General features: G+C 44.7%; 12 protein-coding genes and 2 pseudogenes. 3 read left to right on the top strand and 11 right to left on the bottom strand.

The window, feature by feature from the left end:
• Positions 1-340: 340 nt before the first annotated feature.
• The 3 genes and pseudogenes from BITS_RS03540 to BITS_RS09485 form a co-directional block, all read right to left on the bottom strand.
• Positions 341-1,231 carry an L-ribulose-5-phosphate 3-epimerase gene (locus tag BITS_RS03540; protein ID WP_026642515.1) on the bottom strand — a complete coding sequence of 297 codons (891 nt, stop codon included), beginning with the start codon at positions 1,229-1,231 and terminating at the stop codon, positions 341-343.
• A gap of 3 nt (positions 1,232-1,234) precedes the next feature.
• Positions 1,235-2,035 carry an FGGY-family carbohydrate kinase gene (locus tag BITS_RS09490; RefSeq protein WP_229774889.1) on the bottom strand — a complete coding sequence of 267 codons (801 nt, stop codon included), beginning with the start codon at positions 2,033-2,035 and terminating at the stop codon, positions 1,235-1,237.
• A 36-nt stretch (positions 2,036-2,071) separates the two neighbouring features.
• Positions 2,072-4,017: pseudogene (locus tag BITS_RS09485) on the bottom strand (PTS transporter subunit IIC); the annotation flags it as partial.
• Between the two features lie 330 nt (positions 4,018-4,347).
• Between BITS_RS09485 and BITS_RS03525 the strand changes: the two are divergent.
• Positions 4,348-5,319 (top strand): sugar-binding transcriptional regulator, encoded by a 972-nt coding sequence (locus tag BITS_RS03525; protein WP_044259394.1) that lies wholly within the window; start codon positions 4,348-4,350, stop codon positions 5,317-5,319.
• A 472-nt stretch (positions 5,320-5,791) separates the two neighbouring features.
• Here the strand turns inward: BITS_RS03525 and BITS_RS03520 are convergent, their stop codons facing one another.
• The 3 genes from BITS_RS03520 to rsmG all read right to left on the bottom strand — a co-directional run bounded on the left by BITS_RS03520 (position 5,792) and on the right by rsmG (position 9,260).
• Positions 5,792-7,183, bottom strand: coding sequence for a ParB/RepB/Spo0J family partition protein (locus tag BITS_RS03520; RefSeq protein ID WP_420795449.1), 1,392 nt, complete (start codon positions 7,181-7,183; stop codon positions 5,792-5,794).
• 175 nt (positions 7,184-7,358) lie between these two features.
• Positions 7,359-8,303: a ParA family protein gene (locus BITS_RS03515; protein WP_034534204.1), complete on the bottom strand. Its 945-nt coding sequence runs from the start codon at positions 8,301-8,303 to the stop codon at positions 7,359-7,361.
• 294 nt (positions 8,304-8,597) lie between these two features.
• The gene (gene rsmG / locus BITS_RS03505) at positions 8,598-9,260 is read right to left on the bottom strand and encodes a 16S rRNA (guanine(527)-N(7))-methyltransferase RsmG (RefSeq protein ID WP_026642509.1); all 663 of its coding nucleotides are present in this window, start codon (positions 9,258-9,260) and stop codon (positions 8,598-8,600) included.
• 638 nt (positions 9,261-9,898) lie between these two features.
• Between rsmG and BITS_RS09215 the strand changes: the two genes are divergently transcribed.
• The gene (locus tag BITS_RS09215; RefSeq protein WP_152571250.1) at positions 9,899-10,159 is read left to right on the top strand and encodes a hypothetical protein; all 261 of its coding nucleotides are present in this window, start codon (positions 9,899-9,901) and stop codon (positions 10,157-10,159) included.
• Positions 10,160-10,992: 833 nt separating this feature from the next.
• Here BITS_RS09215 and BITS_RS03500 read toward each other — a convergent pair.
• The 5 genes and pseudogenes from BITS_RS03500 to rpmH all read right to left on the bottom strand — a co-directional run bounded on the left by BITS_RS03500 (position 10,993) and on the right by rpmH (position 13,774).
• A complete protein-coding gene (locus BITS_RS03500; protein ID WP_026642508.1) occupies positions 10,993-11,526 on the bottom strand; it encodes a Jag family protein in 534 nt (177 codons plus the stop codon).
• Between the two features lie 180 nt (positions 11,527-11,706).
• Positions 11,707-12,708: a membrane protein insertase YidC gene (gene yidC / locus BITS_RS03495; protein WP_026642507.1), complete on the bottom strand. Its 1,002-nt coding sequence runs from the start codon at positions 12,706-12,708 to the stop codon at positions 11,707-11,709.
• Positions 12,709-13,029: a membrane protein insertion efficiency factor YidD gene (gene yidD / locus BITS_RS08905; protein WP_081693574.1), complete on the bottom strand. Its 321-nt coding sequence runs from the start codon at positions 13,027-13,029 to the stop codon at positions 12,709-12,711.
• Between the two features lie 245 nt (positions 13,030-13,274).
• Positions 13,275-13,622: pseudogene (rnpA, locus tag BITS_RS09480) on the bottom strand (ribonuclease P protein component); the annotation flags it as partial.
• A gap of 17 nt (positions 13,623-13,639) precedes the next feature.
• A complete protein-coding gene (gene rpmH, locus BITS_RS08895) occupies positions 13,640-13,774 on the bottom strand; it encodes a 50S ribosomal protein L34 (protein ID WP_081693572.1) in 135 nt (44 codons plus the stop codon).
• Between the two features lie 344 nt (positions 13,775-14,118).
• Here rpmH and dnaA point away from each other — a divergent pair, with 344 nt between their 5' ends.
• Positions 14,119-15,924: a chromosomal replication initiator protein DnaA gene (gene dnaA, locus BITS_RS03485; RefSeq protein WP_026642506.1), complete on the top strand. Its 1,806-nt coding sequence runs from the start codon at positions 14,119-14,121 to the stop codon at positions 15,922-15,924.
• Positions 15,925-16,465: the final 541 nt, after the last annotated feature.

Here is a 16,465-nt window from a genome sequence, read left to right as displayed (position 1 = left end):
AAAGTAGTACAACACGCTCTTGAGTTCTCAAACCACCACCACACACAAGAGCGAAACAACCGGACCCCGTCCGGCCACCCGCTCAGCGGCAGCAAGAGAACAACCTACACCACCACCCCCACCCAACACAACCCACCGGCGTGTCGCACACACGGGAACACCACCAAAAGCCAACAAACACACCGGCTAAGCAATGGTTATTCAATTAGTGTCTAACAATTTCCGTTTCTTGCTTAATTTCCTATTCATGTATATGGATTTCCAATTTCCATGATCTTCTGATTGTCCATTGAGTCGTTCGTCTGAACGACTCAATGGATTCACCCATTTCATTCAAATGCTATGCTGCGCGACCATATGTAATTGGTTCCTGTCGTATCCCCACGACATCAAACAATTGCGAAAAATACTGTTTTGCGTGGCGTATATTCTCCAAAGGGTTTCCTGATTTCGGTGCCCATATCTCTACTGTGTAGCTGCCGGAATATCCCAGTCTGACAAATACACGTAACAAGGATTCGAAGTCCACTGACCCCTCTCCCACTGCTAAATCACGGAACTTTCCAGGTGACGTGTTCGTTACTGGCAATGTATCTTTCAAATGAACAGCCACAATATCATCAATATTTCGTTCCAATTCTTCGCCAACCCTATTGCCCAACCAAGCGGATAGATTCCCGACATCCGGATAAGCCTGCAACCATGGGCTATGTATCTGTGTCTTGAGATAAGTCACCTTACTCAACGAATTGAGGAAAGGGTCATCCATCGTCTCTATCGAAAGCATCACCATTTTCTGCGCGGCCATTTGTACGCAATATTTAAGATTTTCTATAAATAGTTCGCGCGAAGACGGTGTCTTATCCTCGTAATATACGTCATATCCAGCCATTTGGATGTTTCTGATACCTAAATCAACGCAGAGATCAATAGCCTTCGACATCATTTCTAAGGAACGCTCACGTATTTTTGGATCCGAGGCTCCTAATGGAAAACGCCTATGCCCCGAAAGCATCAAAGTATTGATGCGACTCCCTGTTCTCCACATTGCGTGCCGAAACATTTCACGGTCATGCTCGCTCCAGTCAAGTCTTGCCAGACGCTCATCGCTTTCATCAACAGAAAATTCAAGGAAATTGAATCCCAATTCATGTACGAGATCGAACGTCCGTTCCCAATTCGTGACCGGAGGCAGTGCTTTCTCATATATTCCAAGTGCATTCACTGTCATATTTCAGCGCTCCAGAAAGTCTTGCATCGTGCGCAACAGGGTCCAAACTGAATTTAGTCCGGACATAACCGCTTCATATGCTGCATATTTACGGTCATATATAGCTGCGCTTTCAGTATTCGGCTCAAATCGATGGTTTACATTCGACATGTGTTGAAAAGCATCGTTGAAATCCTTATATGTTCCAGAACCCACAGCGGAACACATTGCGCCTCCCAAACCACCAAGTTCATCACCTGATACCGTTTCAACTGGTATTCCCCAAATATCGGCAAACATCTGCACCCATTGCTGAGAATTGCTTGCGCCACCTGAAATACGCACTGATTTCGGCTTATGCCCAAGGACCTTCAACAGTTGTTCCATATGTTGCCTGTGCGCAAACGCAACACCTTCGTATACGGAACGAATCAACTGATCACGTGTCGTTGAACTTCTCACCCCGATGAAGCATCCTTCGGCATCAATCTTGGCATTGCTTCCATATAGGAACGGGTAGAACAATACATCTGTGAACCTCGCATCGCTGTCAGCAAGCATTCCTTCAAGTTCACCGTAATCAATTTTCTTTCCTGATTCTCCAAGAACCATACGCAATATGTAATCTAAATTACCAGCAGAAGTTGGGCTGGAAGCTTCAACTAATGCGCTTCCATCAGGGAAAATGGAATTCATGCATCCAACTTCTTGCGGTGCTGGAATAGTACTCGGAAATACATTGATATTCCATGTGCCTGCGGTAACAGAAAACGACTTATCATCGAGCACCCCAGTTGCAACAGCACATGCGTCAATATCAAACATCCCTGCGTATACAGGTGTTCCTGCTGCAAGACCAGTATGTGCGGATGCTTCCGCTGTGATTGTGCCACATTGATCAGTTGCATCCACTAGTTGAGGCATGGCTTGCGCCATTTCCTCAATGCCAAAGAATTTGAACAGTCGATCGTCGTAGCTCCCTGTTTGCAAGTTCACAAGGTTATTCCCTGAAGCATCTCCCCGCTCTTCAAGAATTCTTCCTGTCAAGCAATACCGAATAAAATCCTTGTTAGAAAGGACGTATCCTATTCGTTTGTATTGCTCCGGTTCGTTTTCCTTAAGCCATTTCAACAATACCGGGAACTGCATCGCCATGACGTGTTGATGAGAAATAGGATATATATCTGACACATGTGACTCGTAGCGCTCAACTAAATCGGCTGCACGCGAATCAGACGATAAAATACCATTCATAAATGGTTTGCCATAGACATCAAGCGTTATAGACCCTTTCCATGACCAACAGGAGCTATGCCGTCAATATCGCTGCCTGTGAGATGAGCTTTCTCCAATGATGCCCTGATTGCATAGCCGATATCGTTCCACATCTGATTGAGATCAATTTCGCGGAAACCTGGCTTACGTTCAATTGCACCTGTAGGGAATGATGACACTGCTAATTGGTTACCTCGTTCATCATTGATAACAACCTTTGTATTTGTTCCGCCATTGTCGATGGTAAGAAAATGCTTTGTCATGAGATCCCCGAAAATCATGTTGATAAGTTGTCCAATTTTGACAGTCAACCAGCCAATCCAGCTGCTCACTGCGCCTGTCATATTTGCAATACCGGTAAAGTCACTTGGAAGATCGATATTGCTTTGAACGGCGGCTTGCGTAACAAATGGTGCAATATCAGAACCGACATAAAGTATCACTATGACGGACAAGGTACCTACTATCAACATCTTGAACATATTGCGGCGCACAAATGGCGTCACCAATGCCAGCAAAAATACGGTTGATGCCAAATCCGCGAAAGGAAGCATCTTATTCCCTGGCAGAATCAATGCAAGCAAAATGGTGATTGGGATAAGGAGCAAAGCAGTAGCCAATACCGAAGAGTCCCCGATAAGCAATGCAGTATCCATGCCGATAAAGAACTGACGGTTGGGGAACCAAACTTTTAGCTGCTTTTCAGCGGCATCACGTACCGATATCAGACCCTCAATCAATACGTCAATCATCTTAGGCAGGAGCACCATAGCCGCGGCAATATTGATTGCTAATGTAACTGCCTTGTCCGGACTGTATCCCGCCAGTACTCCAATCAATAAACCCAAGATAAATCCAAGGACAACAGGTTCCCCGAAGGCTCCAAAACGTTTACGAATAGTTTCTGCATTGATGTTGATCTTATTGAGACCCGGAATACGATCAATAATCCAATTCACAGCGATTGCTAGCGGGGACCATGCCAATCCTGCCATGTGAGGGAATGAAATTCCTTCAAGATTGTATTCCTTCTGGATATACGGCGCTGTCCAGTCAGCCACCTTCAGAACAATAGCGAATAGTACCCAAGTGAAAATTACTGAAACCCAGAAATTTCCTGTAACCGCATACATTACTGCTCCAGTTTGCAAGAAAATCCAGTAGTTGAAAATATCAACATCGATTGTTTTGGTGAATTTTAATACGATCATTACAGCGTTAATGATCAAAAAACCGATTACAGCTGCGACCATTATCGGGGTGCCCCAACCAATAGTGGAGGCCGTTGGCCAACCAACATCGACAACAGTCAGATTTAAGCCAAGACGTTCAACCATTGCCTTTGATGCAGGACCAAGATTATCAAGCAGAAGGCTGATAACCATGTTAACGCCCACGAAACCGACACCGACTGTCATTCCAGCTTTGAAGGCTTTTCCAATACCCATACGGAAGATAATTCCAACAACGAAGAAAATGATTGGCATCATCACTGATGCGCCTAAACCGACAATTGTATTTATGACATCCATGTGCATTCCTTTCTCGGACTTGACCGGTCATCATTGCACCGGTCACATGCACCGAGTTTGTGCATTCATATCTGCAGTGACATGGATAACCATAACGCTGTTGTTCATCACACAGAATGAGCAATATGAACATATGCTTATTAACATTTGAACACATAAGATCGATGTTAGAAATGTATTATTCTTCATGTGTCATTTTTTCAATTATTACAAGGCATCTTCGGCAATGAACATATGTTCAAGCAATAATGTAATTCCAAATTTGAACATATGTTCAATTACAACATCTCAAAATGTCATTTTGCATCATTGCTGACATATACTTTAGCCATGAATGCAAAACTCTCAATGGCGACAAAGGAGTCCCGAGAACATATTGAACTTATGCTCAAAGTTGCTCGGTTGTATTATGAGCACAACTCAACGCAAAGTGAAATTGCAAAAGAAATAGGGTTCTCTCGGCCAACCGTATCTCGTTTATTACAGGAATCACGTGAACGGGGAATTGTCGTTGTTAAAATTCAACATCCATTGGAACGTTTGATGGAACTCGAAGATGCCTTGATAAACAGATTTGGGTTGAAATGTGCCCGTGTTGCCCAAGTCCAAGAGACCCAAGATCCATCCGTTGTTGTGCCTAAATATGCGGCATCTCTACTCATTGAGCGCTCTACGCCTGAATCTCTCATCACGGTTTCAAATGGTCGTGCAGTCTCAGCAACTGTACGGGAAGTTCCCATCCATGACTGGCCAAAGTGCAATATCACACAGATGGTTGGCGCGCTTTCACCTTCAAACCCAATGATGGATTCTCCTGATATTTGTCGCATACTGGCAGCACGTTTGGGTGGTGCTGTAACAGCTTTACATGTTCCAATGATTCTTTCTTCAGTTGAAGTAGCTCGAGTTATGCGAAACGAACCTCAAATTCATGCTGCACTGGCACTCGGTGGTGGCGCTGATATTGCACTCGAAGGTGTTGGTGCAGTGGACGAACGGTTCCCCATACCGGTATTCGACTCGTACGTTAGTTCAAGAATGCTGCGTGTTCTTATCGCACAAGGTGCAGTAGCGACAGTATGCGGACATTTTATCGATGCAGAGGGTAAACCCGTCGACAGTGAACTATCTGATCGAACGATTTCTGTTGATCTTGAAAGATTACGACATATACCCTTAGTGATTGGTGTTGCTTGGGGATCAGAAAAGGTATCTGCTATACGTGCTTGCCTGAAAGGCGGCTATCTTTCAGCCTTGGTTACCGATCAATCTACAGCGGAAATGTTATTAGAAAATAGCTGAATCGGTTCTTATTGTTGAACCTAATAGTATGCAAGCATAGAAGCGGGAGCTTTGTGATTTCGCAGGTATCGCTATATGTCGATACAGCTAATCACTCTTGAACAAAGAACACTTGCACGCGATTATATTGATGATGGTATAGCTATTATTTTCAGGTTCTGTGCTGTGACCACAGCCAAGTCTGCCATGCTTTGCTTTACGACTGTCTATATGGATAGAAAGATGTAACCAGTCCTTCCTTGAACCGAAGCTTGTCACAAGCATTCAACCCACTCAGTACTCGGCATCCGTATTCAGATATTTAAACAAGCGTTCAGCAAAGATCTCTGCTCAACGCATATTCCAGGCAAAACAGATCTCCTACTCTAGTGAAACAACACTCTTATGGCGTCTGAGTATTCACTAATGGATGAGTACCCAGACGCCATAAATATTATTTAAATTTGCCTCTGGCTGTTCTCAATAAGCCTTCTCACACCCACTCAGAGCCTGGAGTGGCTTTCTGTTCCGGGACTAGAAGCTTCATGATTCGGTCCATGTCCTCAGGTGAAGAGAAGACAATCTCGATGCGGCCATGCTTGGGGGTGCCTTTTATCGATACTTTGGTATCGAATCGATTTTCGAGGTGTTGTTGCAAAGGTGAACCGGCCCAAGGATCATTGCGCTTGACGCGCTGCTTCTTTGGCTGGTCCCCTTCCAGGGCCTTCATGGAGACGATTTCTTCGGTGCTGCGCACTGACAAGCCTTCTGCAATGATACGATTAGCGAGTTTGTTCATTTCGTCTTCTGATACCAATCCAAGCAATGCGCGCGCATGGCCGGCAGACAACACCCCTGCCGCCACTTTCTTCTGAACTGCAATAGGCAGATTCATCAGTCGCAAAGTATTGGCAATTTGAGGGCGTGATTTAGAGATTGATTTCGACAGCTGCGCTTGAGTGAGACCAAATTCATCGATCATTTGTTGATAAGCCGCGGCCTCTTCGAGAGGATTCAATGCAACTCGATGCAGATTTTCCAACAACGCATCGCGCAACATATCGTCATCAGCCGTTGTCTTGACAATTGCAGGAATGGTCTCCATACCCGCCAATTGCGCAGCACGCCAACGCCGCTCACCCATGATTAACTCATAGGGAGTATCCTCGTGAGCAGTCTTGGCTGAATCAGCTTTTTTATCGCTGGACTTAACTGAATCACCGCTCTTATCGGCAACTATATCGTCCGCAACACTGCCCTCATGGGTACCGCTCTCAATAACACTGGTATCTGCCAAAGAGGGAGCTGCCGGAGCAGAATAATTCGGTCTTTTCCTGACAACAATTGGCTGAAGTACGCCTACTTCTTGTATAGATGCAGATAGTTCTTTAAGCTCATCGGCATCAAATATCGTTCGAGGCTGATGCAGATTAGGCCCGATATCCTTAACGGATAGTTCAGCGAGATAACCACCTTGTACCGGCTTCAACTCAATTTCTTCGGATTGTTTGTCCTCAGAACTTGATCGAGAATCCTGCTGAGCCTTCGTCGCAGCCTTTTGTATATCTTTATCGGCTTGTTGCGTCTGAACCAGCTTCTTCGCGTTTGAAGCCTGCTCTCCCACATTTGAGGCTTGCTCCATCCGGCGCTGCGCTTCTCCCTGAGCATCCATACGGCCATCACCAAAGAAGAAGTCACTTGGATGTGCAATTGCTTCAAATCCTGGAACGGATACACGCTTCTTCTTATGAGACTTAGATGTTTCACGTGAAACTTTTATATCCAGTTCCTGCTGCGAAGACTCAATAGATGCCTTTTCGCTCTTTTCGTCGGCATTCTTGCTCTTTCGTGCGTTCCGAGAAGTATTCGAGGCAGCATTATTTATTGTTTGCTTTGCTTGATTACTTGCCGCATCTAAGCCAGAAGTCTTCTGTATTTTTGCAGGAGCTATTTTAGTCTCCTGTTCCTTGGCCTTGCCATCCGCTTCTGCTTGGGGATCACCTGGCAGCGCTGGGAATAGAGCTCCTAATCCCTTACCCAAACGAGATTTTGTTGCCATATCAGTGTTCTCCTTGCTTGGCCTCGAGTGCTGCAAGCACTGACGGCGATTTTTGAGCTATTTCTAACGCTGCTTCACGATACGCAATGGCTCCCATGCCACGTGGATCATATGCTATGACGCTTTTCCCGAAGCTAGGCGCTTCAGATATTTTCACTGTCCTAGGAACAGTCGTATCAAGCACAATATTAGGGTAATGTTTTTTCACTTCTTCAAACACTTCACGGCTCAAAATAGTTCGCTTATCAAACATCGTGACCAACATCGTGGAGACAATCAAACCAGGATTGTAATGCTCTTGGACCAAACCGATAGTATTAATCAGCTGTCCAAGTCCTTCCAATGCATAGTATTCCGCCTGAATCGGGATTAACATCTCTGTCACCGCACACATGGCATTGATAACAAGCAGTCCCAAACTTGGAGGACAATCAATAATGACATAGTCATAATGCACCGGGCTGCTCTCCAAGAAATCGTCAACTGCTTGCTTGAGCAATGTCGTACGATTCTCCATATTCGCAACCTCAAGTTCAGCACCACTGAGATCAATGGAAGCTGGTACTACGTCAAGATTCTCGAAATCGGGACATTGTTGTTTGATTTCAGCAATGCTATTTCTGCCTTCCAACACGTCATATACCGACACCTCGCCTGGCGAATGCGCAGCACCTAAGGCGGTCGAAGCATTGCCTTGAGGATCCATATCGATGACCAAAACCTGTGATCCACCCAATGCAAGCGCAGCTGCAATATTTACTGTTGTGGTTGTTTTTCCAACTCCGCCCTTTTGATTAGCCACTGCAATACGACGTGTCCGAGCTGGTTTCGGCATTACAACATTTTCAAGTGCTCGATAACGTGAAGAGGCTTCCGCCATCTCCGCGCCCAGAGAATTGCCACTCCCTCCGAAAATTCGCTTAATCGTTTCGGAAGCTGACTCCATAATCATTCGACCCCTTTGGACGATTGCGCCAGTCGCACACTACGATCTAGCTTCTCAATTTCGGCGGTGATTGTTCCAGTTTTATCATCGCACTGGACATGCAAATGAGTTATACACAAAAATGTGGATAACTGTGTATAACTCCTTTGCAAGTGGTGGATAATCCGTTTTGTTGTGATCTTGAAACGCTTATTTTTCAATGCTTCGAGAATATCCACTTTCAGAGGGAATAAGTTGTGGATAACTTTTCTGAACTTCCAAAATTGTGTATAACTCTCAAATTTATGCACCAGTCTAGCGACGTTCAACAGTGACCACAAAAGTGGATTGGAGACCTGGACCAACCTCCGCCTCTGACACCTTTGCACCATATCCGTGATACTGACGAATTTGCTTCGAGGCCTTTTCTATCTCATTGGGAGCAGACTTACCCTTCAATGCAACAAGCTTTCCTCTGGTTTTCAACAAAGGCAATGTCCATCCTGCAAGCTTTGTCATCGGCGCAACCGCTCTACAAGTCACAGCGGCAAATGGATGATGTCGGCGATGTTTGATCTGTTCTATCATTTCATCAGAGCGACCACGAAATATAGTGACGTTGTTAAGTCCCATCTCTTCTGAACACTCAGCTAACCATTCGGTTCGCCGTTCCATAGGTTCTATGAGAGTAAATTCGCAATTGGGAAGACATGCCGCAGCAACGATACCAGGAAAACCGCCACCACTACCCACGTCTGCAATGGTCTTGAACTGTTCTTTCTCAACTGCTTCTCGAATAAATGGGACAATAGCTGCTGAATTCAAAATATGGCGTTCCCAAATGATATCAACATCTCGAGGTCCTATTATTCCTCGAGGCTCACCTTCCTTAGCAAGTTTCACGTGAAACAATTCAAGCTGAGGAAGGGCATCACCTAGCACTTCTTCCAATACTGGCGATCCTTCAAGAGCGTCCATATCCTTAGTTCCTTTCTAGCCTTGTACAACCTTACACTGTGTTTGTACGACAGACGCGGGAAACAGTAAGAGCATTGAAATTTAGTTACATAGATGATTAAGTATGATCCGTTTTCTGAGTTGCAATTACAGATTTATGGAAAACGGAAATATAGGATCTCCAATTTACTCGATAAAGCGTCAGTTGATCAGCTCTTATATTTTACTAATCTCTTTCGCAAGCTTCTGGTTCACTGCCTATGAATGGATACCAATGTTATCTAGATGCATTCCGAATTAGTTGAAATCTTTAGGAAGAACCTCAACGCTACACCATGGTCAGGCAGGGTTCCATTGCATGAACTATATAACACTACCAATACTAAATCAGAAGTAATTCCATACTGCATTCTTTACATTCACCATCCAAATATGATGGTTCGTATTTACCTACAAATATTTGTTGATGATTCGTATGTAATTATGCTTAGTTTTTAAGGATTACTCATTAATTTTTCTTGAGCATCACTGTCAAATACGTTCTGCAGTCAATGCCAACATCTCCCCTGCTCGAGTCCATTCATCTTTGCATCTGAAAGATTATCCAAATCTCATAAATCAAGATGTCGAATAGAACCAATGTATTAAGATACAGATACATGAGCTACGCCGAAAAGGTGGACAAGCGCACCGTTGTTTCACGTGAAACAACGGTCGGCGAATCAATATCGATTTTATTAAACAGATATTCAGATATATATCGAGTTGGGTGTGTAGAAGGCAATTCTGAAAATGGAGAGGACATGCTCGCTCTAGCTCTGACACAAGCACAAGCACAAGCACGGGCACAAGAATTTATTCATTCTACCGTCGATACGTCAACCTTGTTTCACGTGAAACACTCTCTATTCATATACTGACTCAACTCTTTTGAACATATAAATCATTGACTTGACATGCCTATGGAAATTCTTAAAACGACGACATTCCAATTTGGAATATAGTCTCCACAATAATTGTGTCCAAACTTAGCCATATGAAATTATGTTGGTAAGCATTATTGCAAGGCATATTCGCGGTTTCATAACACATAGCCATCTCTGGTGCCGAAATACCTTGTCAACAAACTTCATGAAATTAAATCAATGAGATTGCACCATGTCATTTAGACTCGAAGAAAAGAAGTGGTACAAAATACAACTGAAAACAAAGACGTTCGATTATGACAGTCGAAAATCTTCACTATGACGTACTGAAATTCTGTCTACCAGTGACATATTACCTTGTTCCAAATCGCTGAATTTTGGAATCGGCAGGTTTGAGTAGATAACAATAAGACATGGTCAAAACACTCAAATCGAATCTGACTTTGACATCAACGTAGGTCACATAAATCAATCACAATTCATTAACTCGTTTTAACATCACATTGCATTTCAGGGCGACGGAAAATTGAGTTCAATTCCATGTTTCACGTGAAACAATCAGAAAACGTATTGGATCAAACCGCAGGGAATTCATGCACATATGTCTTCTCGTACACAAAACATGAAATGTCATATGTCAAAATCCATATGCCCTACCCTATTCACGGTCAAAGTTCCAAATATACAAAACTGGTGTGCTGCTCATTTGCAACACACCAGTCAAATCTGAGAACAAATAATCAGTTATTCACCAATTCCGATGAAACGAGAGAAAGAGGTCAAGGATACAAATCTCAAACGTCTCAACGTGTTGGCAAATCGCCACATTATTCTTCGACTTCATCCTCATCAACAACATCGTCATCAACATTGGCACGCATATAAACGCTCACGTAACGATTAGGCTCTTCTCCGTGAGAACGAGATTTCAATCCCTCTTCGCGTACCAGATCATGAACAACCTTACGTTCAAAGGAATTCATCGGCTCAAGATTAACGACTTCACCGGTTTCACGAGCCTCGTCAATTGCATCAAGTGCGAGGTTGCGTAAATGCATGCGCTTACGCTTAAGGAATCCGTCTACATCCACAATCAAATGGGAACGATCACCGGTCTTCTGCTGAACAGCGAGTCTTGTCAGCTGTTGTAAAGCATCAACAACTTCCCCATCGCGACCAATCAGATGCTTAATATCAGAATCATCATCTGCAACGATTTGTACCATTGGGCGATTATTTCGAACACCCATCTCAATATCGCCTTCATAATCCACGATATCGAGCAGACCTTCCAAATAATCGGCAGCGATATCAGCCTCCTCATTGAGCTGATCAATCGTCTTTTCGTCGACCTGGGACATGTCACACTCCTTGATATAAACACCGTCTTCTCGACGGCATTTATGTATTCAATGCATAAATAATTTCACTGCGTTCATTCTATGGCTGAATCCATACGATGAACAAGTTCGGTATTCATTTATAGTTGCAAGTGTGGCGAATGTTCCACGTGAAACATTCGCCACATTGAAAACAACGCACTATTTCTTACGACGTTTTCTTACAGGTTGCTTACGCTGATATCCCTGAGTCGAACGCTCTTCGGCTTCTTTCTTTGCCTGAATAAGCTGCTCTTCTTCAAGAGAGATCTGGCCTTCACGAGCACGACGCTTATTTTCATTTTCATGATCACGAACGGCTTTTTCCTCAGCAGCAGGGGAACCTGGCGTTGGGAAAGTACGAATCTGCCAAATAGAACGCGCCAAATTGGCAACGTTATTGGTCAACCAATACACCAGCACTGCAAATGGGAAGCTCACACCGGAGAAGATGTACATCACAGGAAAGATCCAAGTCATCGCCTGCTGCATCTTGTACTGAGAACCTTCCATAGATTCGCGAGGAAGGTTCTTGCGCATGTTGTTGAACTGCATGTACCACATAGCGGCACACATCAAAAGCACGAAAATGCCTATAACGATCTTTCCTGCAGTATCAGCAGAAACGAAGTTAGTGGTTACTCCGACTCCGAATACTTCAGTCTTGGCGAATTCCTGTGCCGTCGCTTGATCGAAAGCTCCCAAAGGATCTCGCTTACCTTGTGCAATATAAGGTATAGCGGAGAGCACATAGAACATGCACATAAAGACAGGACCCTGGATCAGCATAGGTAAACACGATCCCATAGGATTCGCATTATTATCCTGATACAGTTTCATCATTTCACGGCTTTGCGCCTCTTTGCTCGCCTGATCAGTCTTACCTTTATATTTGTTCTGAATACGCTTGATCTTAGGCTGAAGTGCCTGCATTTTTCTCATCGAAAGCATCTGTCGAATAAAAATCGGCAGAATACATGCATGTACGACCAGCACTAGGAAGATGATCGAAAGCACCCACGAAAAGCCAATGGAGTCCATGCCAATGAAAACCAAGAACTTATGAAACAGCACCATGACCTGAGTCATGAGCCATTCAACCGGCGTCAGGAGCTTGTAGAGCCAGCCCCAGAATCCTCTATCCAACAGAAATTCGTTACTCATTCACACAGTCTCCTCTGTACGGGGTTCTAACGGTGTCAATCGAGGCTCTTCATGAGCACGCGACCAAGAAAATCGGTAAAAAACTGAATATCGTTGAGGTACGTCATCGATCCCTCCACGACTCCAAGGCCTGCATCGCAGTAATCTCAATATCGCCAGCACTCCGCCGCGGAATGCTCCGTATCTATCTATTGCCTCAGCTGCATAACGAGAACAAGTAGGATAATATCTACACCGTGCAGGAGTCTTCGAAGAGATTTCGCGCTGGTACCAGCGGATAGCACGCAGGAAACCTCGAGCAACCAATGAATGCGAGTTCACGAGATCAAATCCTTGCTCGCATCGTATTCAGCATGAATCTCATTACCTGCGGAATAGCTTTCCGAATCACTCACCAACTCACTACTCGCATCGGAGCGTTGAGCAACACGTTCATTGAACATCTCATTCCGAATATCGTTTGAGACGATTGCAGTCGGCTTCTCTGCGAAATTTCCGGAATTATCAACAACGTGAGCAGCAGAATTCTCGTTCACATGAGACGAATTCACTGCTTGAAACTGCTGTTTTGCACTGATTTTGCTAAACAGCGACTCTACTTGGTGATCCAATGCCTGGAAATCTGCACTGGCTGCACTAGGTTTCGCTCGCATTACCACATCACAATATCGTGGCAACGCATCCTCATATTCTCGAGCGAGTACACGAAATCGACGCTTCACGGTATTCCTCACCACGGCATTACCCACTGCTTTGGATACTGCCAACCCGATCCGTCGCTGAGCCCCTCGCATACGAGTATCCGCTTGGGGATTGTCATGCACAACAAAATGTACGACAATATCCCGATCAGATACACGTCTACGACGTTTGAGCACAGCGACGAAATCGCGATGGCTCTTTAGCCGCTCCACGTCTATGGCGCCGTAAATCAGGCGGAAAGGGACTTGCGACCCTTGCCACGACGACGGTTGATGATCGCACGTCCAGAACGAGTACGCATGCGAACGCGGAACCCGTGCTTCATGTGACGACGACGGTTGTTAGGCTGGAATGTCCTCTTCATAGTTAACGCTCCCGTTTTTTGCCATGCGAAAGCACGGCTCCTCATGAGTCAAGCTATACCAAAGTACTCTTACCCATACCCGAAGTCAAAAAAACATTGAATATTTGACATATTTACACAACTCATATATACATGGTGAAGCCGTAAACGTTGATATTCTGCCTGTTATCGGCATTTTAGTTATCCACAAATTACATGCGTGTTATTCACATTTGAGCTATTTCAACACGCGAGCCCGTGGATAACTTCGCATTTTGGGAGTAAGAATGTTCTACCGTAGAAACATTGAGCATAAGAATGACTAGTTGAATGCATGCTGATAATGCGGGAGGAAAGGAGCCCCTATGGCAAGTGAGCCGAATGATCCCGGTACGCAAGCTGCCTTGGTCTGGGCCGATACCCTCCGCATACTCAGAAGCAATAACTCATTGACCGCGAGAGACAAAGGTTGGTTTGAGGGAGTTAGTCCCGAGGCTATTTTTGGCACCACCATTGTGCTCTGTGTGACCAACCCCTCTGCGCAGCAGGCTTTGCAAGGTCAATTGAGCTCATTTTTGGCCGCGGCTTTGAAGATGACAACTGGGCAAGATATGTTCCCAGCGTTCAAGATCATCCCGCCTGCGGAACCTATGGTTTCAGACGAGACTGTTTCACAACAATCTCCGGTCACAGATACTCGTATAGATACCAATTCCAATCCGAATGATCTTCAGACAGGTTCGGATTTCAACGCTTTTGATAGTGCCCCAACCTCGATGCCTCAAAATCGAGATGAAAGGGCAGGTTCTGGCTCAGCGGAACGCCCTATTTCCAGTGCTTATTCTCAGGAAGTACCCGAGATTCAGTCAAATCGAACTTCGGGATATCAATCCGCACCTGAAAATAGTGCGTATCAGCCGTATCCAAATCAGAATGTAAATTCTGTAAATTCTGCAGAGCAATATCACGATTCGTATAGCGACTACCCGTATTCGGATAATTCATATCCCTCCGCAACTCATGAAACCCAACCCGGTTCACAACGCAATGCGGCTCCGAATTCATCAGGATCTGCGGATCAGCAATTCTCAGCCAATACATATAAGGCAGCTCTGGATCCGAAAACTCATCTGAATACGAATGCGACCTTCGATACCTTCGTTCCTGGAGATTCAAATCGTTTTGCAAGAACTGTCGCATTGGCCGTGGCAGAGGGTTCTGGTCGTGATTTCAATCCTTTGTGTATTTATGGCGGCTCCGGATTGGGCAAAACGCATTTGCTCAATGCCATCGGCAACTATGCACTTGTCAGAGATCATAATCTCAAAGTCCGGTACGTCACCAGCGAGGAATTCACAAATGAATTCATTGAAGCTTTGCAGACGCCGAACAAGAGTCAGGGTCTGATCGCAGATTTCAATCGTCGTTACCGTGAAGTTGACGTTCTTCTTATCGACGATATCCAGTTCCTTGGCGGCAAGGAATCCACGCTCGAGCAGTTCTTCCATACGTTTAATGCTTTGTATCAAGCCAATAAGCGTATCGTGATTGCATCTGACGTTGCACCGAAAAACTTGAAGGGCTTTGAAGCAAGGCTTATTTCTCGATTCGAATCCGGATTGACCGTTGACGTCAAGCCGCCGGATCTTGAGACTCGCATCGCTATTTTGCGCATGATGGCTTCGATGAATCACAGCAATATCCCTAATGATGTGCTGGATTTGATTGCCGAACGGTTCACTGAAAATATTCGTGAACTCGAAGGTGCATTGAACCGCGTCACCGCTATTGCTTCGCTGAGCAATCAGCCGGTAAGCCGTGCGCAGGCAGAGCAGACTTTGCAAGATTTCTTCTCCACGGATGTTGAAATCAAGCCAACGGACATTATCGGTCAGGTAGCCAAGTATTTCCATCTCACTTTTGATGACCTGGTTGGCCGTTCCAGGACGAAAAACGTTGCCATGGCTCGCCAGGTTTCCATGTATCTGGCTCGTGAAATGACTAGTATGAGCCTGGTCGATATCGGTGAAGTTTTTGGCGGACGCGATCACACCACGGTTATGCATGCCTATACCCGCATTAGCAATGAGATGCAGGAAAAGCAGGAGATCTATAACTACGTGATGGAACTAACTGTGCAGTTGAAGCAAAATCCAAGGCGTCAGGATTAATTGCATTTCTGTAGCTGAATCGGGAAGAGATATAGGTTTATTATTGCCTTGCCGATATTGGTATTGCCCTCATCGGCTATCTCGAGCACAGTTCTGGAATATCTCGATTGGGCATTCCTTGCTTTAACCCCACCCTTTAATATTTCTGCATATCGCCATTGCTGAATGCCGCCCAATCCGCATTCCTATTTGCCAAATAGATCGTGAATTAGGTCGCAACTTCGCATAAACTCCTACATAACTGCGATCATGAAGATAACTGCGACCACAAAGCCAATTTAAGTAATGCTTTAAAGTAATCTATAAAAGTCATTCGTACAAATGCCATTTGTACTCAAAGGGTGATGGCAACGCTTGAATCAAGCCTAGAATTCAGGAATCAAACTGTCCGTGAGAATGAAACAAACACGCCATCGAAGAAACCCTACAAGAGACAAACGCTCAATCCAAGCTCTTTGGTGATCAATATTGAGCCATACCTTCTATCTGATGTGCTCATACCCAAAATTGTCCAAAACGCTTTCTGAAATGAATCCAGCTA

Origin of the sequence: Bifidobacterium tsurumiense (assembly GCF_000741765.1) — a bacterium.
Lineage (GTDB): Bacteria > Actinomycetota > Actinomycetes > Actinomycetales > Bifidobacteriaceae > Bifidobacterium > Bifidobacterium tsurumiense.
This window is presented reverse-complemented; position numbering and strand designations above follow the sequence as displayed.

Coding starts and splice junctions, on each gene's coding strand:
- BITS_RS03540 (WP_026642515.1), bottom strand. CDS start 1,231: ATGACAGTGAATGCACTTGGAATATATGAGAAAGCACTGCCTCCGGTC.
- BITS_RS09490 (WP_229774889.1), bottom strand. CDS start 2,035: ATGTTTGATATTGACGCATGTGCTGTTGCAACTGGGGTGCTCGATGAT.
- BITS_RS03525 (WP_044259394.1), top strand. CDS start 4,348: ATGAATGCAAAACTCTCAATGGCGACAAAGGAGTCCCGAGAACATATT.
- BITS_RS03515 (WP_034534204.1), bottom strand. CDS start 8,303: ATGGAGTCAGCTTCCGAAACGATTAAGCGAATTTTCGGAGGGAGTGGC.
- rsmG (WP_026642509.1), bottom strand. CDS start 9,260: ATGGACGCTCTTGAAGGATCGCCAGTATTGGAAGAAGTGCTAGGTGAT.
- BITS_RS09215 (WP_152571250.1), top strand. CDS start 9,899: ATGAGCTACGCCGAAAAGGTGGACAAGCGCACCGTTGTTTCACGTGAA.
- BITS_RS03500 (WP_026642508.1), bottom strand. CDS start 11,526: ATGTCCCAGGTCGACGAAAAGACGATTGATCAGCTCAATGAGGAGGCT.
- yidC (WP_026642507.1), bottom strand. CDS start 12,708: ATGAGTAACGAATTTCTGTTGGATAGAGGATTCTGGGGCTGGCTCTAC.
- rpmH (WP_081693572.1), bottom strand. CDS start 13,774: ATGAAGAGGACATTCCAGCCTAACAACCGTCGTCGTCACATGAAGCAC.
- dnaA (WP_026642506.1), top strand. CDS start 14,119: ATGGCAAGTGAGCCGAATGATCCCGGTACGCAAGCTGCCTTGGTCTGG.